Source organism: Gordonia aurantiaca (assembly GCF_039939235.1).
Classification (GTDB): domain Bacteria; phylum Actinomycetota; class Actinomycetes; order Mycobacteriales; family Mycobacteriaceae; genus Gordonia.
This window is the reverse complement of sequence record NZ_JBDUUF010000008.1, coordinates 32,643-52,320: the sequence shown is the minus strand read 5'-3', so window position 1 is coordinate 52,320 and position 19,678 is coordinate 32,643. Positions and strand designations below refer to the sequence as shown.

Below are 19,678 nucleotides of genomic sequence, written 5' to 3'. Positions count from 1 at the left end.
CGCCGGCCGGAAATTCGCTGGCCTGCCGGCGGCCGGTTCCGGCAAGCTCGAAGGGTGAGTACCCGCGTCGACAGCCGTCTGCCGCGCGCCCTGATGCCCTTGGCGCGACGGCAGTATCGCCTGTTGGCGTCGGGTCTGATCCTGGCGATGTTCGGCGATGGCGTGTGGACCGTCGCGGTGATATGGCAGGTCATCGCACTCGGTGGCGGTCCCGGACAGGTGTCGCTGGCAACCGGCATGGCCGCGGTCGGGATGCTCGTGTCGACCCTCGCCGGCGGGGTACTGGCCGACCGGATCTCGCAACGCCACATCATGATCGGGCTCGAGGCCACCAAGATGGCGGCCTTCGGGGCGGTGGGAGTCGCCTCGGTGTTCGGCGTCGTCGACCTGTGGATGGTCGTGGTCGCCTCGTTGCTCGCCGGCGTCACCATGGGCATGTACTACCCGGCGTACTCCGCGTTGCTGCCGGGCGTCGTCTCGGCGTCGGAACTGCAGGCCGCGAACGGGATCGAGGGATTCTTCCGGCCGGTGGTGTTCCAGGCGGTCGGGCCGATGGTCGCGGGTGCGGTCATCGGCGCCACGGCACCGGGGCAGGCGGTCGTGCTGGCCGCGCTCGCATCCATCGCATCCGGTTTCTGTTACATGGTGATGGCCCCGGTCACGTCGCGTCGACTGGGGGAGCCCGACGACCCGGAGTCCGCGGAGGTGCGCGCCGGTGGCGCGGGCATCGGCGGGGTGATCGTCGACCTCGTCGAGGGCTTCGTCTACATGATGCGCACGCCGTGGTTGTGGGGAACGCTGTTCTTCGCGTGTGTCCTGGTCCTGGCGACGATGGGGCCCATCGAGGTCCTCGTGCCGTTCGCCCTGCGGGAACGCGTCGACGGCGGCGCCTCCCAGCATGCGTGGGTGCTCGCCGGCTTCGGTGCCGGCGCGGCCACCGCGTCGCTGGTCTTCGCCTCGTTGCCGATGCCGCGCCGATACCTCACGGTCATGTTCGGGGTGTGGGCGTTCTCCAGCGTGCCGCTGGTGCTGATGGGCGTCGCCGACTCGACGTGGATGTTCGTCGCGGCGGGGTTCGGCATGGGCGTGCTGTTCGACGGCCCGATGGTCCTGTGGGGGACGCTCCTGCAGCGGCGGGTGCCGCCGGCGCTGCTGGGCCGGATCGCGAGCCTCGACTTCTTCGTCTCGATCGCGCTGATGCCGGTGTCGATGGCGATCGCCGCACCGATCTCGTCGGCGATCGGACTGACCGCGACCTTCGTCCTGGCCGGCCTCCTGCCGGTGCCGATCGCGTGGGCGTTCTACTTCGCCGCCCGCATGTGGCGGGACGAGATCGAGCATCCGCTCGTGGACGAGACCCCGCCGACGCTCGTCTCCGTGGGCGACTGAGCCCCGCGCAGAATCGCGGTTCCGGCCCGGAATCGCACTCTCTGACATGCGATTATTTTTCGACGTATCCGCGATCTTGCCGGGGCTCGGGTCACCGCAGGACCGCGCGGGCTCCGTCGATGACGAGGTCGGTGAGGTGGTGCAGCAGTGGGGAACTCAGCTTCCAGTACTGCCAGTAGAGGGGAACGTCCATGTGGTGGTCGGCGATGGGCCGTACCCGGCCGTCGTCGAGTGCATCCTCGATCTGCACGTCCGGCACTGCGCCCCAACCGATTCCGAGTTCCACCGCCCGGTGGTACTCCGTCGACGCGGGGATGTAGGTGGCGGGCGGGTCGATCGGGCGGCCGGCCAGAGCGGCGGCGATGTTCCGCTGGATGTGGTCGTTGCGGTCGAACTGGACCATCGGCGCCCGCGCCAGGGACTCGGCATCGAGGCCGTCGGGCAACCAGGTGTCGATGAACTCCGGCGTCGCGACCGGCAGGTAGCGCATGCTGCCGAGGGAGTGCAGCGCGCACCCGCGCACGGCGAGGGGTTCGGACGTGACGGCGGCGAGTGCGTCACCCGAGCGGAGCAGCGCGCTGCTGCGCGTCTCGTCGTCGCGGAACACCTCGACCGCGACCGGATGTTCCCGGTGGAACCGTGCCAACGCCGGCAGCAGCCAGGTCGCCAGCGAATCCGCATTCGTCGCGATCGGCAGGTGCATCCGCGGCTGCGCGGTCACCGGGACGTCGTCGGCTGCGGGTTCGCCGACGAACGCCACCCGCGTCTCGGCGAGCAGAAGCTCCCACTGTCGGGCCAGTCGGACCAGGATCTCGCCGTCCGGAGTCGCGGTCACCGGCTTCGTCCGCCGCAGCACCACCCGCCCCACTGCGGCCTCGAGCGCCTTGATCCGCTGGCTCACCGCCGACGGCGTGATGTGCAGCGACGCGGCCGCGGCATCGAACGTCCCCTCTCGGACCACGGCCGCGAGGGTGCGCAAACCTTCCTGGGTGATGTCCACCCGACCAGGCTAGATGAAGTTCAGCTGATGATTCATCAGAAACATTCGCTGTACTGACGCTCGGACGCTCCCTAGCCTCGCTCAGGTGACCAGCTTCCTCGCCCCCGCGATCGCCGGGCTTCTCACCGGTGCCGGCCTCATCGTCGCCATCGGCCCCCAGAACGTGTTCGTCCTCAGGCAGGGTGTGGCGCGTCGGCACACCGGGACGATCGTGGCCGTGTGCGCCATCTCCGATGTCGTCCTGATCGTCGCGGGCGTGGCCGGCCTCGGTGCGGTCGTCTCCGCGCACCCGCAGGTGATCACCGTCGCCAAGATCGTCGGCGGCCTCTATGTCCTGACCCTCGGGCTGATGGCCGCCAGGCGTTGCCTGCGCAGCAACGAGGCCATCGCCGCCAACGCCGGCGAGGCGTCGTCCGTTGGGCGCTGGGTCGCCGTCGGCACCGCGCTGGCGCTGACCTGGCTGAACCCGCACGTCTACCTCGACACCGTCCTCACGCTGGGCGCGATCGCCAACGGACACGGAAACGGCAAGTGGGCGTTCGCGATCGGGGCGTGCACGGCCAGCATTCTCTGGTTCGGAGCCCTCGGCGGCGGGGCGCGGAAGCTGTCGCCGTTCTTCGCCAGCCCGCGCGCGTGGAAGGTGCTCGACGCGGCGGTCGCGGCGATCATGATCGGGATGGCGATCGCGCTGTTCGCCTCGGTGTGAGGGGCCTGTCCGGTGAAAGATGACTGATCCGGCGCCGTTTCGGGTACACCGGCTCGCGTGAGCATCGGATCCGCCGCCCCGCCGGCGCAGTCCGCGCCCGGAACGGCGCTGTCGGCCCTGCGCCGCGTCGTGTCCGATACCCGGACGATCCTTGCGCGAGGTGACCTCGCCGCGGCCGCGGCGACCCTGACCTACTACGCGGCAATCGCCGTCGTGCCGTGGGTGCTCCTCGCGATCTGGTCGACGACGTGGCTGCACGGCCGGTCCGCGGCCGAATCCATGTGGCGCGATCACGCAGTCCTCATCCCACCGGACATGGGTGGCCGCGATGTCTTCGACGAGGCGGTGACCGTCGGAGCGGGCCTGACCGTCGTCAGTGCGCTGGTCCTGCTCTTCCCGGCGTCGTTCTACGGGGAGGGACTCCGTCGGGCCTGTCTGCCCATGCACCCGGAGAAGGACCGCTTCACCGGCTGGCGGTCCCGGCTATCGATCCTGGCGCTGCTCGTGCTCGTGCCGCCGCTGGCCGCGATCGTGCTCACGGTCGCCTCGTGGGTGACCACACTCGCGCCCGACGGCGGCGGCTCCGGCGGCCTCGGCGATCACGTCGCCCGTGTGGTGATCGGGTTCGTCACGGTCTGGCTCGCCGGCACGGTCGCACTGACCTGGGTCTACTGGAAGGTGACCCCCGCCGGTCCGTCGCTGCCGATCGCCGCGATGACCGCGCTCGGCACCGCGTCGTTCATCGCCGGTTTCGCGCAGGGGTTCCTGCTGTTCCTGTCGTTGCCGATCGACGTCGGCATCCCGTACGGCGGACTCCGCGTCGTCGGTGGGGTGGTCGCGGTCGGGCTGTGGTTGTACGTGATGCACGTGTTGGTGATCGTGGGGTGGGCCGTGGGACAGGCACTTCGGCCGACGGTCGGAGGTGACGATGTCGGCTGAGCGCCGCGACGCCGTCCTCGACGGCTGGTCGGAACTCCACGGCGGGATCGATCCCCGAGGCTCGATCTGGATCCGCAACTGGATCCTCGCCAGCAACGCCTGTGCGCGACCCCTCGTCCGGCTCGGGGTGGGGCCCAACACGATCACCGTATGCGGGGCCGTCGTCACGGCCCTGGCGTTCGCGGTGACGTTTGCCGGACGCGGATGGTTCTTGGTCGCGGCCCTGATCGTCCTGCTCGCGGCGCTGCTCGACGGCGTCGACGGCGCGGTCGCCGCCCAGACGGGGTCGGCCACCCAGTGGGGCCGCGTACTCGACACCCTCGCCGACCGCTGCTCGGATCTCTTTCTCGCCGGGATCGTCGTGATGGCCGGCGCGCCCACCTGGCTCGGCGTCTGCCTGGCCGTGCTCACACTGCTCCTCGAGGGCACCCGCTCCACCGCGCAGGCCGCGGGGATGGCCGGTCCCGGAACGGTGACCGTGTGGGAGCGGCCGTCTCGGGTCATCCTCGCGGTGATCGCGACCATCGGCGCTGCGGTCTCGTGGTGGGCGGGTGCGTCGGCCGGCTCCCTGACGTCGATCATCGCCGGGATCGGGGTGGTCCTGGCGATGATCGGGCTGATCCAGTTGCTGGTCGCGGTTGGCCGTCGGACGTACGGCCGGCCGGTCTGACTCACGCGGTCCGGCGTTGCCGGAGGCCGGCGAGTCCGAGCATGGTCGCTCCGAGGGCGACCCAGGCGAGGAGAATCCACACCGGTCCGGCGATCGACGCCTCGGGGAAGAAGGCGACGGTCCTGGTGAGGGTGCCGCCCGCGCCCGGCGGCAGCCACTGGCCGATCGCACCCCATGGCGGCGGCAGCAGGTACGGCGACGATGCCAGGCCCGACAGCGGGTTGGAGACCAGGACCATGATGATCGCGCCGAGCCCCACTCCCTGGGCCCCGAGCAACGCTCCCGCACCGGCGACGAACCAGGCGATCGCCCCGATCATCAGCGACAGGGCGAGGGCCACGGGGACGACGCGCCCGTCGATCACGCCGAGGCCCGACCACACCCAGGCGAAACCGAGGCCCGCGACGATCGGGCCCAGCAACACGACGGCCGCCTGCATGCCGATCCGGCCGGCCAGGGAGAGCGCGGCCGCCGCACCCAGCGCCATGCCGGCGATGAGCAGCGGCAACAGTCCCGCCGCGAATCCCGTTCCGCGCGCGTCGGTCGACGGTGGTACGACGACGGACTCGGTGGTCACCGGCACGTTCTGGGCCGTACCGATCCCGTCGCCGATGGCCGCGATGACCTGCGCCAACGCGGGTGAACCGGCCTCTGCGGTCAGCACCCTGACCCCGGCCGGGCCGATCTCGAGTGCGCCGAGCACCTCCCGCTGCTCGATCGCCGAACGTGCGGCCGCGGCGTCGGGCTGGGTGCGGATGTCGAAGGCGTCGTCCCCGGCCCGCTCGGCGAGGGCGGACTCGACGTCCTGCGCGGCCGTGGGCGGCGCGACGAGACCGAGCGGCACCGCGTGCGGCTGTGGGTCCACCGCGAGGGAGACGAACATCGCGGCGATCGCGGTCACCACGAGCGGGACCGCCACGATCATCGTGATGGCGTTGCGCCACGACGGCGGACGGTGGGTGTCGGTGGGTTGCCCGGTGGGACGCCCGGGGCCGGCCCGGAGTTCGGCCGGTTCGGTGTGGGGGCTCATGACGACCTCTCAAAAAGAACGAACTCTCGTTTTCCTGAGTGTGCGCGCGGTGGATGCAGAAATCAAGAACGAATCTTCGTTTTATACTCGGCGGGTGCCCAAGATCAGCGAGGAACGCAGGCTCGAGCGGAGTAGGCAGATCCTCGATGCCGCGCGCCGCTGTTTCACCGAGAAGGGTTTCCACCGGGCGTCGATGTCCGACGTCATCCGGGAGTCCGGGTTGAGCGCTGGAGCGGTGTACTCCTACTACGCCTCCAAAGAGGAGCTCGTCGCCGAGGTGGCGAAGTCGGTGTTCCTGACGTATCAAGAGGGCTTCGCCTCGCTTGCCGACGGGCGAAGCGGGCCTGCTTCCCCGGAGCAGGCGATTCGGTTCCTGGCCCAGCGTGCGGTGGCGGAGATCGCGCCGCTCACCGACGACTTCCGCATGGTGCTCACCATCTGGGGCGAGGCCGCGAACAACCCGGACCTGAAAGCGATCTCCGGCGAGATCATCCGGGGCCTGCGCGGCGTGTTCGAGGGCGTCCTGGTCCGCTGGCGCGACGCCGGGCACGAACTGCCCGACGAACCGGGGGCGCTCGCCCCGGTCATGGTGTCGGTGATGCAGGGCATCGTGGTGCAGCAATCCCTGGTCGGCGACGTCGACGTCGACGCCTACGTGGACTCCTGGTGCGCGATGCTGCGGGCCGCCGGAATGGGCGACGAGGACTGATCCGCCCCATCCCGCCTACCATCGAGGCGAGACCTGTCGAATCAGGATCTCCGACCCCGTCCGCCCGGACCATCCGACCGCGCCCCGGTGCCGAACAACGGGTGGCGGGCAGCGGAGGCACCTGCCCGACCTCGAATCCCGACCTTGATGAGGAACGCATGACCAACGACTCGGTGGTTCTCGCCGACGCCGACGGCCGGCCCTGTGGCACCGCCGACCGCGAGGGCGTGCACGGCGTCGACACCCCGTTGCACTTCGCGTTCTCCTGCCATCTGGTCGCCGACGACCGAATCCTGATGACGCGACGCGCGCTGTCCAAGCGCAGCTGGCCCGGGGTGTGGACCAACTCGTTCTGCGGGCACCCTCGTCCCGGCGAGTCGGTCGTCGACGCCGTGCACCGATACGCACGGCGTGAACTGGGCATCGACGTCGACGACGTGCGGTGCGTGCTGCCCGACTTCCGATACCGCGCGGTCGATGCGAGCGGGATCGTCGAGAACGAGATCTGCCCGGTCTTCGTCGCCCGTCCCGTGGGGGAACTAGAGCCGAACCCGGACGAGGTCGCCGAGTACGCCTGGGCGCCGGTCTCCGATGTGTGGACTCTCGTCGAGCGCACACCGTGGGCGGTCAGCCCGTGGTTCGCCGACCAGGTCCGGCAGCTGCCCGGACCCGACCCGCACGGACTCGCAGCCGGGGGGACCCATCCGGAGGCGGCCCGGGCGTCGAACACATGATGTCGCGGCGGTCGCCGGTCACCGACGAGGACCCGACGCCGACATCCCCACCGTCACCCAGTTCAGGAGCGTTCGGATGATGCATCTGCCCGGTCATGCCGAAGTGGTCCCGCCGCACCGCCGCTATGACGAGGTCGCCGAGGCGAGTGCGGCCCTGGTCATCCGCTCCTACTCGAGCTCCTTCGGTCTCGCCTCACGGTTGCTCGCGCCGTCGATCCGGCCCCATGTTCGCAACATCTACGCGCTGGTCCGCGTCGCCGACGAGATCGTCGACGCCCCGCGTCCCGACCAGGGCCTCGATGCCCGGCACAGGGAACTCGACCAGCTCGAGGAGCAGACCTCGGCTGCGCTGGTCACCGGATCGAGCAGCAACCTCGTGGTGCACGCCTTCGCCCGCACCGCGGGCCGTGTCGGCATCGACCTCGACCTGGTGACCCCGTTCTTCGCGTCGATGCGCTCGGACCTCACCGGGGTCCACCACGACTTCGAGTCGCTGGCCACCTACATCTACGGCTCCGCGGAGGTCGTCGGGCTGATGTGCCTGCGTGCCTTCCTCGCCGGGGAACCGAAGGCCGACGCCCGGTATGAGCATCTCGCACCCGGTGCCCGACGCCTCGGCGCGGCATTCCAGAAGATCAACTTCCTGCGGGACTTCGGCGACGACAGCGACGGACTGGGTAGGCGTTACCTCGTCGGCCTCGACCCAGACGACCCGGATGAGGCCGCCTGGTCGCTGTGGCTCGACGACATCGACCTGGACCTGACCGCCGCCGCATACGTCATTCCCGAGCTGCCGATGGGCTGCCGCGTCGGGGTGTGCACCGCGCACGACCTGTTCGCCGAGCTGACCGCGCGCCTGCGCCGGTCGTCGGCCGCCGAGGCACGGCGTCGCAGGGTGCGGGTCCCCCATGCGCAGAAGGCGAGAATCGCCGCGGCCGCCGTCGCCCGACGAGGCATTCCCCGAGCGCCGCGAGGAGCGAACGCATGACCGCCGGCAAACACGTCGTCGTCATCGGGGGTGGCGTCGCCGGACTCGCCACCGCCGCACTGCTGGCCGAGGACGGCCACGACGTCGAGATCGTCGAGAAGAACGATCAACTCGGCGGTCGTGCCGGCCTGTGGACCGACGGCGGCTTCCGCTTCGACACCGGTCCGTCATGGTGGTTGATGCCCGAGGTGTTCGACCACTATTTCGAGATGCTCGGCACATCGACCGACGAGCAACTCGACCTGGTCCGCCTCGACCCCGGTTACCGGGTGTTCTTCGGGGAGCAGGGGACCGACGAGGCGCCCATCGACATCCACAGTGATCCGCAGCGCAACCGGGAGCTGTTCGAGAGCATCGAACCAGGTGCCGGGGCCGCGCTCGACGAGTACCTGGCGACCGGTAAGCATGCGTATGACCTTGCGGTGCAACGGTTCTTGTACACCAGCTTCGAGACGCCGCGCGCGTTTCTCAGTCCGACGGTCCTGCGCAACGCGGGAACCCTGGTGTCGCTGCTGTTGCGAACGCTGAAGTCGTTCATCGACGAGCGGTTCGCCGATCGCCGCCTCCGTCAGGTCCTCGGGTACCCGGCCGTGTTCCTGGGATCGTCACCGGAACGCACCCCCGCGATGTATCACCTGATGAGCTGGATGGACCTGGCCGACGGCGTTCGATACCCCAACGGCGGCTTCACGACCCTGGTCGACGCCCTCGAACGTGTCGCCCGTCGGCGCGGTGTGCGCATCCACACGTCGACGGCCGCGACGGCGGTGCTCACCCGTCCGGTGGTCGGCAGGCTGCGCCGACGCCGCGCCGAGGTGATCGGGGTGCGCGTGCAGAACACCGATGGCGTGACCCGCGACCTGTCTGCCGACATCGTCGTCGGCGCCGCCGACCTGCATCACCTCGAGACCGAACTGCTGCCCGACGGTTTGCAGACCTTCCCGCAACGGTATTGGGACCGTGCGACCTCGGGGCCCGGCGCGGTGCTGGCCTACCTCGGTGTGCGCGGTGAGCTGCCGGAACTCGCGCATCACTCGCTGTTCTTCACCGAGGACTGGAAGACCAACTTCGACGCCATCTTCGAAAGCCCCACGCGCGTACCCGATCCCGCCTCGTTGTACGTGTGCAGACCGTCGGCCACCGACGACTCGGTGGCGCCCGACGGACACGAGAACGTCTTCGTGCTGGTGCCCGTGCCGGCCGATCCGGGCCTCGGCCACGGCGGCATCGGCGGTTCCGGCGACCCCGACGTCGAGAAGATCGCCGACCGCGCGATCGCGATGATCTCCCGGTGGGCGGGCGTTCCCGACCTCGCCGAACGGATCGTCGTACGGCGCACCGTCGGTCCCGCGGACTTCGTCGACACCGTCAACTCATGGTGCGGCGGCGCACTGGGACCCGCACACACCTTGCGGCAGAGCGCCTTCTTCCGTGCGACCAACCGGTCGCGGAAGGTCGAGGGACTCTACTACGCGGGTTCGAGCACCAGGCCCGGAATCGGCCTGCCGATGTGCCTGATCAGCGCCGAGTTGATCCGCAAGCGGCTCAGGGGCGACCGTTCGGTGGGGCCGACCCCGACGACTGCCGGCTGAGTGGTCGGGAGCGTCCTCACCGCGCCGCGATCAACCCCGCCACGATCTTCGCCGACAGCATCACCAGCGGTAGCCCGCCACCCGGATGCGACGACCCGCCGACCAGGTACAGCCCCGGCACCGGTGAGGTGTTCCTCGGCCGCAGGAACGCGGCGCGCGGACCGTTGGACGACGACCCGTAGATCGACCCGCCCGGTGTCATCGTGCGACGTTCGAGGTCCGCGGGGCTGACCACGATCCGATGACGCACCCGGTCGCGGACGTCGAGCCCGCGATCGGACATCACGGCCATGATCTGGTCGGCGTACCGCTCCGCCAAGCCCTCTGCATCCCAGTCCACGCCGCGGCCCGGATCGTGGCGCGGAGCGTTCACCAGCACGAACCAGGCGCCGGTCCCCGGGCGTGGCACGATCTCGGGATCGTCCGGCGCGGAGATGTACACGGTCGGACGTGCCACCGGCCGCGGCGGGCCGTTGAGCCCGAAGACCGCATCGAACTCCTCGTCGTAGTCCTCGGCGAACAAGACGTTGTGGTGGGGCCGGCCGGCGGGCGGGTCGTCGAGCGCGAGCAGGAGGACGAACCCCGACAGCGACGGCGTCGAACGTCTCAGCAGGGCACGGGGGAGACGTGGCGCGCGCGGGAGCAGCCGGACGTACACCTGTCGCGCATCGGCATTCGCGACGACCAGATCGGCGGTGCGGATGCTGCCGTCGCCGAGCACGACGCCGTCGACCCGGCCGTGGCGGTCGGTCGACACCTGTGCGACCTCGACACCGAGCTCGAGAGTTCCGCCCAGCTCGCGGAACCGGTCACGCATCGCGGAGGCGATCCGGCCGAGACCCCCTCGGACGTACCAAGATCCCCACTTCTGCTCGGCCCACGGCACCGACGCGAGGGCCGCCGGAGCCCGGCGCGGGTCGGATCCGGTGTAGGTGGCGTATCGGTCGAGCAGCATCGCCAGACGCGAGTCGTGGAGGTGGTCGGAGCCCAGGCCCCGCAGCGAGCGCCAGGGTGCGACGGTCCGCACCTGTCGTGCGGTCGCGATCCCGCCGAGCATCGTCCGCAGACTCATCGGGGATTCGAGGAACGGTCCGTGGGTGATGTCCCAGATCGACTCCGCGCGCTGCAGGAAGGACGACCACTGCCGCCCGGTGCCGGAACCGAGTGTGACGTCGAGGGCGTCCGGGATCTGCTCGATGGTGTCGGGCAGGTCGAGGACCGTGCCGTCGGGAAACCGGTAGCGGGCGGCGACCGGCAGGCGTTCGAGGTGCAGCCGGTCGTGGATCGTCGCCCCGGTGTCGTCGAACAGGTCGATGAGGACCTGTGGCATCGTGACCAGCGACGGCCCGGTGTCGAAGACGAAACCGTCGCGCTCGATGACGCCGAGTTTGCCTCCGACGTGATCGGATTGCTCGAGCACGGTGACCTGGTGTCCGTCGTGCTGTAGCCGCATCGCGGCGGCGAGTCCGCCCACCCCGGCGCCGATGACGACGATGACACTCACCGGACGCCCTCCAGGACGCGTCCCTTCCACCGGAGGTCGCCGCTGCGATGGGCGAGCGTGGAATCGGCTGCGAGACCGGCGAAGAGCAGGATCGAGAGCGGCTGTGCAAAGGCGTCCGGCCAGGTCCGGCCGCCGGTGCAGCGGGCCGCCATCGCGCGCGAGGCCACTCCGGCGAGGTATCCGGCGGTCCCCACCCGAGAGCCGGTGAGCGCTGCGAGTGCGGGTACCACGTACATCAGGCACAGCAGGGCGGTGACCGCGGCGGTCCCGGCGGGCGATCCGAACGCCGACCACAGCGATTTCCGGTATCCCGCACGCACTTCGCGCCAACCCTCGTACATGCGGCACGTCGCCACCGCGCTGCCCTCGGCGACGACTCCGCGTCCGCCGGCCGCCTTGATCGCACGCAACAGCGCCAGGTCCTCCAGGACGACGTCGCGGACCGCCCCGTGTCCACCGGCCTGCTGGTAGGTCACTGCATCGACGAGTAGGAACTGGCCGTTCGCGGCGGACAGGGACTTGCGCGGCGAGGTCTCGGCGAGTCCGAGTGGGAGAGTGCTCAACCACGACCACTGCAGCAGTGGCTGGACCAGGCGTTCGGCCCACCCCTGTGCGACCTGGCGGGGATAGGGGCTGACCAGATCGAGACCGGCGCCGCGCAGGAGCGCCACCGACGCGGTGAACGCGTGCGGCTCGACGACGACGTCCGCGTCGACGAAGACGAGGACGCCGTAGGGAGACGCCCGGTCGGCAAGCTGCTGACAGGCCCACGTCTTGCCCAGCCAGCCGGGAGGCGTGGGTGCCCCCGCGACCAGTTCTATCCGCGGATCGAGCGCCGACATCCCCGCCACCAGAGCCCCTGTGCCGTCGTCGGACTCGTCGTCGAGAACCAGGATGCGCACCGGCCCGGGCCAGCGGTCGGCGGCCTCGAGGACGGCGGAGAGGCACCGGGTCGCGGTGGCCGCCTCGTTGCGCATCGGGATCAGCACCGACAGCGGTTCGGGTGTTGCCACAACGCCACGGTCGGGGCGCCGGACGCGGAGGGCGTTGTCGACGGTGAGTGCGAGCGAGGCGAGCGACATGGTGGTCGCCGCGACGGTCGCATGGCGTCGGATGTCACGGAATCGCACGGTGTCTCCCCGTTTCGGCGATCACGGACGCCGGCGCGCGCACGATCGTCATGAGCAGGGGGAGGGCGATGGCGCCCATGAGGAGGCCGCCCACGACCGCGACCGTCGGGCGGCCGAAGAACACGGCCTGCGCCATCACCGAGGAGAAATACGTCCAGAGGTAGGCGGTGACCGGGACTCCGTCGTCCAGCGGTCGCGTCTGGTCGGGGGCCGAAGCCGGCGCGACGAGGCGGTCGAGGACGGCGAGCATCAGGAACGAGACCAGGAGCCAGCCGGCGAAGTTCGTGAGCGGGATGTCGGCGACGCCGGGCAGGGACGGTGTGGGGTATCGCCACGCCCAGTGACCCTGGTCGACCATCTGTGGGTCGAGGAAGACGTCCCACGCGGTGAGGGCGTACGCGCCGACCAACGGTGTGGCGGCGCGTGCACGGGCGCCGGTGAGGCCCGCGGCGCGGATGAGACGCCGGGTCACGGCGAGCGCGGGCCACGCCATCATGATCCAGGCCAGCGGGACGAGGACCGGGACGTCGAGCAACTTCCATCCCAGCGAATCGGTGTAGAGGTAGGTGCCGAACGGGAATCCGGTACGCACGCCGATCGCCTCGGCGACGAGTCCGCCGCCGCCTGCGATGACGACGAGAGATGCCGCGGAACCGGCTCCGTGGGTCGTGGCGAGGTGGATGATCGACGCCGACGCGAGCAGGGTGACGCTGACGACGGTGAGCGCGAGCGTTCCACCGTCGGTGAAGGGGAAGGCGATCTGCACGGCGATGGTGGCGGACACGAGCAGCCAGGGGAGGAGCCGGAGGGGGTTGCGGTGGGAGCCCGGGGTCGCCGGGCCGCCGTGAGCCGTCACCTTTCGCCCCTCGGACGTCGGGGCGAGCGTCGCGTGCGCTCCGGTCCTCCCGGGCAGGAGATGGTGAGTACTCATACGGTCCTCCCCTGATACGTTCCGCCGATGTCGGTGACCGCGAACCGGGCGAACAGTTCCTCGGCGTACCAGCGGGCGGGCTCGGTGCGCTGCACCGCCGACAGGTGCGCGGGTGAGCGGTAGGCGAAATCGGTCAGGTCCTTTGTGGAATCCCAGACCGAGAACGTGCCCTGCACCCCGATCGGGAGCTCTCCCACACCGAGTGCGAGCCGATTCCCCTGCGCGCCGGCGAGTTCCGTGGCGACGGCGGGCACCGCGCGCCAGAACGACGCCATCGTGGCCGGACGCAGCCGTGCCCGGGTCAGCGCGGCCACCGGGCCGGACCACGCTGCCGCGGGTTCACGCGGCGGCCCGAACGGCTCCGCCCTCGACCACGAACCCCTCGCCCGCATCGGCCGGAGGATGACACGGAGTTCCTCGGTCGCCGCGTCCCGCCATCGGCGCACGACGGGTGAATGGGCTCCGGCACAGGCGGATTCGTCGTCATCCCAGACCGTCAGCGCAGCCCAGTGGTGCAGATCGGCGCTGGACAGGGTGAATGTCCGCGCCGTTCCGGTGCCGAGCAGCTTCGCGAACCGCAGGCCCGGCGTCGAGCGCAGTGACCGGCGGCCGGACGCCATCCGACGCAACGCCGGCAGGGCCCGGTCGACGCCCCAGACCCGGAGCTCGACGACCGGGGCCGTACGCATGGTCATGAACGCCGCCACACGCAGCGTTCGACCAACCGCGAGAGTGCCTGCCGGGTCTGCTCGTCGACGGCCGCGGTGGCGATGAGCCCGAAGGCGTCCTCGGCGAGGTCGACGATGCGCTGCTCGACCCGCTCGAGCGCTCCCGTCGATTCCAGGACGTCGCGCATCCGCGACAGTCCGGCGGGATCGAGGTCGGGATTGCCGAGGCATTCGTCGATCACCCTCTGCTCCCGGTGCGTCGCGGACTCCTGGGCCAGCGCGACGAGCATGGTGCGCTTACCCTCGCGGATGTCGTCGATCGCGGGCTTGCCGGTCACCGCCTCGTCGCCGAAGACCCCGAGGACGTCGTCGCGCAGCTGGAACGCCTCGCCGGCACTGAGTCCGATCCGGTCGTAGTCGGCGAGCAGGGTGGGGTCCGCGCCGGCGAGGGTCCCGCCCAGGCGGAGCGGCTGCCCGATGCTGTAGCGCGCGCTCTTGTACCGGAGGATGCGTTCGGTCCGGTCGGCATCGGTGCGGTCCTCGGTCTGGCTCAGCATGTCGAGGTACTGACCGGCGTACGCCTCGTCGCGCATCTCGGTCCAGGTGTCGCGTACCGCGCGACGGACGTCTCGCCCCGCGTCGTCGACCGCGGCCGCGACGAGATCGTCCGACCAGGACAGGCACATGTCGCCGACGAGGATCGCGACCGCGGTCCCCCAGGTGTCGGGGTCGCCGCGTCGTGCCGCGTCCAGATGCGTGCGCGCGAAGAGCCGGTGCACGGTGGGCAGGCCGCGCCGTGTGTCGGAGTCGTCCATGACGTCGTCGTGGACCAGGGCCGCGAGATGGAAGAGTTCGATCGCCGACGCCAACTCGACGGCGCCGGGTACCCGGCGTCCGTGAGCTGCACCGTGCGCGCCCCATAGACAGAACGCCGCACGCAGCCGTTTGCCACCGGTGATGCGTTCGGCGACGGCCTCGGCGGCGGGCACCAGTTCGGATCCGACCTCGAGCAGCGTGGCCGCATGCCGGCGGAGGTGTGCCGAGAGGACGTCGTCGACGCGGCGCAGCTCGGCGATCGGATCGGCGGTGTCGGTGACGGCGCGCAGTCCGACGTCGGAGACGGGTCGGTGCGGCACGGACGAGTCGGTGATCGCGGCGATCTGGGTCATGTCGAGGCCCTTCGTGCGGGGGCGGCCGAGTTGTGGCCTGGAAGCGGGTACCCGGTGTTCGGAGTCCTGACACGTGCCGGATGGGTGCCGGTGAGCGCGGTGGCCGCCGACACGGCGGTAGGTTGGACGGCATGGCAGTGGATGCAACGGTGCCCGTGGTGGCCATCGGTCTGGTGGGAGGATTCGCCGCGGCGCGATACAGCGGACGGCGTGAACTCGGTGGTGCGGTGCTCGCGGCGGCAGGTGCCTGGAGCGCCCGGCAGTGGGTCAGGAAGAAGGGCCCGGCCGTCGCCGGTGGGCTCCTCGCGACCTATCTCGCGGCGTTCGGCGGGTCGCACCCGCTGGCCAAGAAGATCGGCGCGTGGCCGTCGGTGGCCGCGGTGACGGCGGTGTCGGTGGGCGTCACCGCGATCGCGACCCGCTAGCCGTCCGGCAATCGGTTCGGTCGGGCATCGTTGCCACGTACGATCGGCACCCATGACGGAACAGGGGACCGGAGGATACGGGCGCGCACGGCAGAACGACATCTACACCGCCGGTGTGCATCGCCGGAAGCCACGTGTGCCAACCGATTTCGCGGAGCTCGAGCATCGCGCGCGAAAGACGATGTCCGACCGGGCCTGGGCGTACATCGCGGGCGGCGCGGGTGAGGGACGCACCATGGCCGCGAACCGTGCGGCCCTCGACCGGTGGGCGATCGTGCCCCGCGTCCTGCGGGACGTCTCGCAGCGCAACCTCGAGATCGAGCTGTTCGGTCGTCGCATCCCGGCACCGGTGCTCTTCGCGCCGGTCGGAGCGGGCTCGCTCGCCGCGCCCGACGCCGATCGGCTGATCGGGCATGCTGCGGCGGAACTCGGTGTGCCGTACATCTTCTCGAATCAGGCCAGCGTCCCGATGGAGACCGTGGCGGCCGCGATGGACGAGGTCCGCCCGGGTGCGCCGCGCTGGTTCCAGCTCTACTGGTCCACCGACGACGAGCTCGTCGACAGCCTTCTCGCCCGCGCCGAGGGGGTCGGTGCCGACGCCGTGGTCGTCACCCTCGACACGACGATGCTCGGTTGGCGGCCGCAGGACCTCAACCTCGGATCGCTGCCGTTCGCGCGCGGCGAGGGCATCGCGCAGTACACCTCCGACGGCAGGTTCGTCGACATCGTGGCCGAACGCCTCCGCGCCGCCGCCGAGGAACGGCCGGAGATCTCTCTCGGCGCCATCGCCACCCTCGTGTCCATCACCAGGAATGCGCCCGGGAAGTTCCTGAAGAACCTGCTGTCACCGCAGCCGCGAGCCGCGGTGCAGACCTTCCTCGACATCTATTCCCGGCCGTCGCTGAGCTGGGAAGACCTTGCGGGACTTCGTGATCGGACGAAGCTGCCGATCGTGCTGAAGGGCGTGCTCCATCCCGACGATGCGCGTCGGGCCGTGGACGCCGGTGTCGACGGCATCGTGGTGTCCAATCACGGGGGCCGCCAGGTCGACGGCGCGATCAGCACGATCGACGCGCTCGCCGACATCGCCCCGGTGGTCGACGGCCGAATCAAGGTCCTGATCGACTCCGGCATCTACACCGGGTCGGACGTCTTCAAGGCGCTCGCGCTCGGCGCCGATGCCGCCTGCATCGGGCGTCCGCACATGTACGGCCTGGCCATCGCCGGCGCCGACGGCGCCCGGGACGTGGTCGCCGACATCATCGCCGAGCTCGACCTCACCCTCGGCCTCGCCGGGCACAGCGACGTCGCGGACCTCGACCGGGACGCGCTGCGCCGGGTCTGACGGGGCGCGGGGATGGAATCGCGGCCCGCCGCGGCACATCACCTGCCCCCGCGGGGTCCCCCAGACCCCGAATAGGTGAGTGCTCTGCGGCGGGCCGCGAAATCTGGTGCGGCGGCGGGCCGCGAAATCTGGTGCGGCGGCGGGCCGCGAAATCTGGTGCGGCGGCGGGCCGCGAAATCTGGTGCGGGCGGGCCGTGGAAGAACTCCGGCGCCGGTTCAGACCAGCGGGCGTCCCGTCCTCATCCGCCACCGGACATCGGCGAGCAGCACGTTGAACGGGAACTGCTGAATCCATCGCGGCGCGCGCCGGATGATCGCGCCCAGGATGGCGTTGTGCTTGGCGAAGAACAGCTCCTGCCACGGCGACAGCCGGACATCCATCTTGCGGCGGAACTCCTCCGGCAAGAAGCCGACGGACAGGATGTAGAAGTACCAGCCGAACAGGGCGGTCACGACCGGGCCGAGGAACTCCGCCCGTGCGATCTTCATCAGGTACCCGCGGATGGTCGGGTCGATCTCGAGGGTCTCGACCGTCGAGTTCCAGTACTCCTCGAATGCCTCGCGGTTCGCGGGCCAGGCCTCGCGCGGCACCTGCAGGGTGGTGCCGAGCACCGCACCGGCCTGGTAGAACTCGTCGGTCACCTCGGTCATGCCGCCGAAGATGCGGTGGACGTCCTCGGTGCCCTTGTACAGGCAGGCGGCGACCCACAGCTGCAGCTTCGGGTCGAAGGCGTTGTATCGGACCGGGCTGTCGGCGGTCGACCGGACCCGGGCGTGGGCCTTGCCGACGGCCTTGCGGTAGGCCTTGCGGTCCTTGGCACTGCCGAGCCCGGCGACGGCGAGGTAGCTGAGGGTGGTGCGGGTGCGCTTGAGCGGGTGCTTGAACAGGTTGCCGGAGTCGACCTTGCTCTCGTAGACGCCGTAGCCGACGGCCGGATGGCTGAGTTGCATGATCACGTTCGCGGCGCCGGCGAGGACGCCGATGCCGAGCGGATCCAGGTCCTCGGCGGAGGGGAGCGCGTCGAGTTCGGCACGGGACATCCGGGCCGTCGACGGCAGGAACTCGGTGTCGGGCTTCTCTGCTGCGAGAAACTCCTCGACCTCCGGTGTCACGTCGGGCTCTTGTGGTGACAGGGCCGAACTTCCGCTGGTGATAGGCTCCGTTGCCATCGAACACCCCTCCTGCTCGAATTCGGGAAACGTCTGTTTCCCGTTTTATGAGACACCCAACTTACCGGGGTGTCAAGATAGGAACCATGGGACGAGGATCGTCGACCCCACAGGGCGAACCCGCCGCCGCGCCCGATGCGTCGGCCTCACTCCGTGCGTACGGGGGCGAGGGCGGGGACACCCGGGTCGCACGGCGGCGTGCGGCCTTGCTCGATGCTGCGCTCGACCTGCTCGGAGCCGACGAGGCCGAGGCGGTCACCGTGCGCGGTGTCTGCAGGCGCGCCGGTCTGACGGCCCGCTACTTCTACGAGAGCTTCGAGTCCGTCGACCAGTTGGTCGAAACCGTCTACGACCAGGTGATCGAGGAGATCGCGGCGTCGGGTCTGGCCGCCTTCGCGGAGGGCGTGAGCATGCGCGCCAAGGTCGCCGGTGCGGTCGCCGCGATCGTCGACCTCATCGACGCGGACCGGCGCAAGGGGCGGCTCCTCTTCTCCCAGGCATTGCTCAGCCCGGTCATCGCGGCCAAGCGCATGGAGTCGACGGCGTTGTTCGCCGGCCTCACGCTGCAGTCCGCGTCGACCCTGGTGGACGTGCACGTCGGTGCCGGTCAGGCGACCGCCGTGGCGCACTACCAGGTGGGTGGTCTGAGCCGGCTGCTCGCGGCGTGGCTCGAGGGCGACGTCCCACTCGGCAGGTCCGAGGTGGTCGATCTCAGTGTCGCGCTTCTCGTGTCGCCGGCGGACATTCTGGAGGCGGCGCCGGCCGATGGCAGCGCCGATGCCGGGTAGGTCTGCGGCGAGAGGATATGTTTGATCCCATGAGCAGCGGAACCGGCGAAACAGACGTCCGACCGGCGAAGCAGCCTCTTGGATCCTGGCGTGACTACGGCGAGCCCGAGCTCCCGGTCCCGCTCGCCGCGGCCCTCGAGGCCTTCGCCGAACAGGGTTATCACGGCACGTCCGTTCGAGAGATCGCCGCGCGTGCCAACCTCTCGGTCCCCGGTCTCTATCACCACTACCCCTCCAAGCAGTCCCTGCTCCAGGGGTTGCTGGAGCGCACGATGACCGATCTGCTGGCGCGATCGGAGGCGGCGATCCGCGAGGCCGGTCCCGAACCGGTCAAGCAGTTCGACGCCGTCGTGGAATCCCTTCTGCGGTTCCACATGTACCGGCGCGAGCAGGCGTTCGTCGGGTCGACCGAGATCCGCAGCCTCGACGACGACTACCGGCCGAAGTACATCGGTCACCGCGACCGGCAGCAGCGGATGGTCGACGAGATCGTCTTCGCCGGCGTCGAGGCCGGGGACTTCACCACGCCGTACCCGAAGGATGCGGCGCGGGCCGTCGCCACGATGTGCGTCGGGGTGTCGACCTGGTTCAAGCTCGACGGCCTGCTCGGCCCCGACGAGCTGATCCACCGGAATCTCCAGCTCGCCCGGGCGCTGGTCGGGTACCGACCCCGTTAGCACTGGTCGGGTACCGACCCCGTTGGCACTGGTCGGGTACCGACCCCGTTGGCACTGGTCGGGTACCGACCCCGTTGGCACTGGTCGGGTACCGACCCCGGAGGAGCGGTGGGC

20 protein-coding genes are annotated in these 19,678 nt (G+C 70.3%); 12 read left to right on the top strand and 8 right to left on the bottom strand.

Features of this window, described 5'->3' with window-relative positions; genetic code table 11:
* Positions 1-54: 54 nt before the first annotated feature.
* A complete protein-coding gene (locus ABFT43_RS15855; RefSeq protein ID WP_347961294.1) occupies positions 55-1,389 on the top strand; it encodes an MFS transporter in 1,335 nt (444 codons plus the stop codon).
* Positions 1,390-1,480: 91 nt separating this feature from the next.
* Here the strand turns inward: ABFT43_RS15855 and ABFT43_RS15850 are convergent, their stop codons facing one another.
* A complete protein-coding gene (locus ABFT43_RS15850) occupies positions 1,481-2,389 on the bottom strand; it encodes a LysR family transcriptional regulator ArgP (protein WP_347961293.1) in 909 nt (302 codons plus the stop codon).
* 85 nt (positions 2,390-2,474) lie between these two features.
* Here ABFT43_RS15850 and ABFT43_RS15845 point away from each other — a divergent pair, with 85 nt between their 5' ends.
* From ABFT43_RS15845 to ABFT43_RS15835, 3 genes are read left to right on the top strand one after another with little or no spacing between them, the layout of a single operon-like run.
* Entirely contained in the window at positions 2,475-3,095 is a 621-nt protein-coding gene (locus ABFT43_RS15845) for a LysE/ArgO family amino acid transporter (protein WP_347961292.1), read from the top strand.
* 57 nt (positions 3,096-3,152) lie between these two features.
* Positions 3,153-4,034: a YhjD/YihY/BrkB family envelope integrity protein gene (locus ABFT43_RS15840; RefSeq protein ID WP_347961291.1), complete on the top strand. Its 882-nt coding sequence runs from the start codon at positions 3,153-3,155 to the stop codon at positions 4,032-4,034.
* On the top strand, positions 4,024-4,704 hold the full coding sequence (locus tag ABFT43_RS15835; RefSeq protein ID WP_347961290.1) for a CDP-alcohol phosphatidyltransferase family protein: 681 nt from the start codon (positions 4,024-4,026) through the stop codon (positions 4,702-4,704). Before ABFT43_RS15840 ends, ABFT43_RS15835 begins: the two co-directional genes overlap by 11 nt.
* A gap of 1 nt (position 4,705) precedes the next feature.
* On the opposite strand, the gene ABFT43_RS15830 is transcribed toward ABFT43_RS15835, so the two are convergent.
* Positions 4,706-5,734 carry an ABC transporter permease gene (locus ABFT43_RS15830; RefSeq protein ID WP_347961289.1) on the bottom strand — a complete coding sequence of 343 codons (1,029 nt, stop codon included), beginning with the start codon at positions 5,732-5,734 and terminating at the stop codon, positions 4,706-4,708.
* A gap of 94 nt (positions 5,735-5,828) precedes the next feature.
* On the opposite strand from ABFT43_RS15830, the gene ABFT43_RS15825 reads away from it, so the two are divergent.
* From ABFT43_RS15825 to crtI, 4 genes are all read left to right on the top strand, one after another.
* The gene (locus tag ABFT43_RS15825; RefSeq protein ID WP_347961288.1) at positions 5,829-6,443 is read left to right on the top strand and encodes a TetR/AcrR family transcriptional regulator; all 615 of its coding nucleotides are present in this window, start codon (positions 5,829-5,831) and stop codon (positions 6,441-6,443) included.
* Between the two features lie 158 nt (positions 6,444-6,601).
* The gene (idi, locus tag ABFT43_RS15820; protein ID WP_347961287.1) at positions 6,602-7,177 is read left to right on the top strand and encodes an isopentenyl-diphosphate Delta-isomerase; all 576 of its coding nucleotides are present in this window, start codon (positions 6,602-6,604) and stop codon (positions 7,175-7,177) included.
* A gap of 76 nt (positions 7,178-7,253) precedes the next feature.
* Positions 7,254-8,165, top strand: coding sequence for a phytoene/squalene synthase family protein (locus tag ABFT43_RS15815; protein ID WP_347961286.1), 912 nt, complete (start codon positions 7,254-7,256; stop codon positions 8,163-8,165).
* The gene (gene crtI, locus ABFT43_RS15810) at positions 8,162-9,757 is read left to right on the top strand and encodes a phytoene desaturase family protein (protein ID WP_347961285.1); all 1,596 of its coding nucleotides are present in this window, start codon (positions 8,162-8,164) and stop codon (positions 9,755-9,757) included. The genes ABFT43_RS15815 and crtI overlap by 4 nt, the downstream gene beginning before the upstream one ends.
* 16 nt (positions 9,758-9,773) lie before the next feature.
* On the opposite strand, the gene ABFT43_RS15805 is transcribed toward crtI, so the two are convergent.
* Genes ABFT43_RS15805 through ABFT43_RS15785 form a run of 5 tightly spaced genes read right to left on the bottom strand, consistent with a single transcriptional unit; the run spans position 9,774 to position 15,159 of the window.
* Positions 9,774-11,261: a phytoene desaturase family protein gene (locus ABFT43_RS15805; RefSeq protein ID WP_347961284.1), complete on the bottom strand. Its 1,488-nt coding sequence runs from the start codon at positions 11,259-11,261 to the stop codon at positions 9,774-9,776.
* Positions 11,258-12,391, bottom strand: coding sequence for a glycosyltransferase (locus ABFT43_RS15800; protein ID WP_457590164.1), 1,134 nt, complete (start codon positions 12,389-12,391; stop codon positions 11,258-11,260). The genes ABFT43_RS15805 and ABFT43_RS15800 overlap by 4 nt, the downstream gene beginning before the upstream one ends.
* Positions 12,378-13,322, bottom strand: coding sequence for a carotenoid biosynthesis protein (locus ABFT43_RS15795; protein ID WP_347961283.1), 945 nt, complete (start codon positions 13,320-13,322; stop codon positions 12,378-12,380). The genes ABFT43_RS15800 and ABFT43_RS15795 overlap by 14 nt, the downstream gene beginning before the upstream one ends.
* Positions 13,319-14,017, bottom strand: a complete 699-nt coding sequence (locus tag ABFT43_RS15790; protein WP_347961282.1) for a monooxygenase — start codon at positions 14,015-14,017, stop codon at positions 13,319-13,321. The genes ABFT43_RS15795 and ABFT43_RS15790 overlap by 4 nt, the downstream gene beginning before the upstream one ends.
* Positions 14,014-15,159, bottom strand: a complete 1,146-nt coding sequence (locus ABFT43_RS15785; protein WP_347961281.1) for a polyprenyl synthetase family protein — start codon at positions 15,157-15,159, stop codon at positions 14,014-14,016. The genes ABFT43_RS15790 and ABFT43_RS15785 overlap by 4 nt, the downstream gene beginning before the upstream one ends.
* Before the next feature lie 131 nt (positions 15,160-15,290).
* On the opposite strand from ABFT43_RS15785, the gene ABFT43_RS15780 reads away from it, so the two are divergent.
* Both ABFT43_RS15780 and ABFT43_RS15775 read left to right on the top strand, forming a co-directional pair.
* Positions 15,291-15,584, top strand: coding sequence for a hypothetical protein (locus ABFT43_RS15780; RefSeq protein ID WP_347961280.1), 294 nt, complete (start codon positions 15,291-15,293; stop codon positions 15,582-15,584).
* 52 nt (positions 15,585-15,636) lie between these two features.
* Positions 15,637-16,929, top strand: a complete 1,293-nt coding sequence (locus tag ABFT43_RS15775; protein ID WP_347961279.1) for an alpha-hydroxy-acid oxidizing protein — start codon at positions 15,637-15,639, stop codon at positions 16,927-16,929.
* 216 nt (positions 16,930-17,145) lie between these two features.
* On the opposite strand, the gene ABFT43_RS15770 is transcribed toward ABFT43_RS15775, so the two are convergent.
* On the bottom strand, positions 17,146-18,099 hold the full coding sequence (locus ABFT43_RS15770) for an oxygenase MpaB family protein (protein WP_347961278.1): 954 nt from the start codon (positions 18,097-18,099) through the stop codon (positions 17,146-17,148).
* A gap of 86 nt (positions 18,100-18,185) precedes the next feature.
* Here ABFT43_RS15770 and ABFT43_RS15765 point away from each other — a divergent pair, with 86 nt between their 5' ends.
* Both ABFT43_RS15765 and ABFT43_RS15760 read left to right on the top strand, forming a co-directional pair.
* On the top strand, positions 18,186-18,887 hold the full coding sequence (locus ABFT43_RS15765; RefSeq protein ID WP_347961277.1) for a TetR family transcriptional regulator: 702 nt from the start codon (positions 18,186-18,188) through the stop codon (positions 18,885-18,887).
* A 29-nt stretch (positions 18,888-18,916) separates the two neighbouring features.
* Positions 18,917-19,564, top strand: coding sequence for a TetR/AcrR family transcriptional regulator (locus tag ABFT43_RS15760; RefSeq protein WP_347961276.1), 648 nt, complete (start codon positions 18,917-18,919; stop codon positions 19,562-19,564).
* The last annotated feature ends 114 nt before the right edge of the window (positions 19,565-19,678 follow it).

Bases quoted from the DNA above. Each gene is read 5' to 3' on its own strand.
- ABFT43_RS15835 (WP_347961290.1), top strand. From the start codon at position 4,024: ATGTCGGCTGAGCGCCGCGACGCCGTCCTCGACGGCTGGTCGGAACTC.
- ABFT43_RS15830 (WP_347961289.1), bottom strand. From the start codon at position 5,734: ATGAGCCCCCACACCGAACCGGCCGAACTCCGGGCCGGCCCCGGGCGT.
- ABFT43_RS15765 (WP_347961277.1), top strand. From the start codon at position 18,186: ATGGGACGAGGATCGTCGACCCCACAGGGCGAACCCGCCGCCGCGCCC.
- ABFT43_RS15795 (WP_347961283.1), bottom strand. From the start codon at position 13,322: ATGAGTACTCACCATCTCCTGCCCGGGAGGACCGGAGCGCACGCGACG.
- ABFT43_RS15815 (WP_347961286.1), top strand. From the start codon at position 7,254: ATGATGCATCTGCCCGGTCATGCCGAAGTGGTCCCGCCGCACCGCCGC.
- ABFT43_RS15775 (WP_347961279.1), top strand. From the start codon at position 15,637: ATGACGGAACAGGGGACCGGAGGATACGGGCGCGCACGGCAGAACGAC.
- crtI (WP_347961285.1), top strand. From the start codon at position 8,162: ATGACCGCCGGCAAACACGTCGTCGTCATCGGGGGTGGCGTCGCCGGA.
- idi (WP_347961287.1), top strand. From the start codon at position 6,602: ATGACCAACGACTCGGTGGTTCTCGCCGACGCCGACGGCCGGCCCTGT.
- ABFT43_RS15780 (WP_347961280.1), top strand. From the start codon at position 15,291: ATGGCAGTGGATGCAACGGTGCCCGTGGTGGCCATCGGTCTGGTGGGA.
- ABFT43_RS15770 (WP_347961278.1), bottom strand. From the start codon at position 18,099: ATGGCAACGGAGCCTATCACCAGCGGAAGTTCGGCCCTGTCACCACAA.
- ABFT43_RS15785 (WP_347961281.1), bottom strand. From the start codon at position 15,159: ATGACCCAGATCGCCGCGATCACCGACTCGTCCGTGCCGCACCGACCC.
- ABFT43_RS15790 (WP_347961282.1), bottom strand. From the start codon at position 14,017: ATGACCATGCGTACGGCCCCGGTCGTCGAGCTCCGGGTCTGGGGCGTC.
- ABFT43_RS15760 (WP_347961276.1), top strand. From the start codon at position 18,917: ATGAGCAGCGGAACCGGCGAAACAGACGTCCGACCGGCGAAGCAGCCT.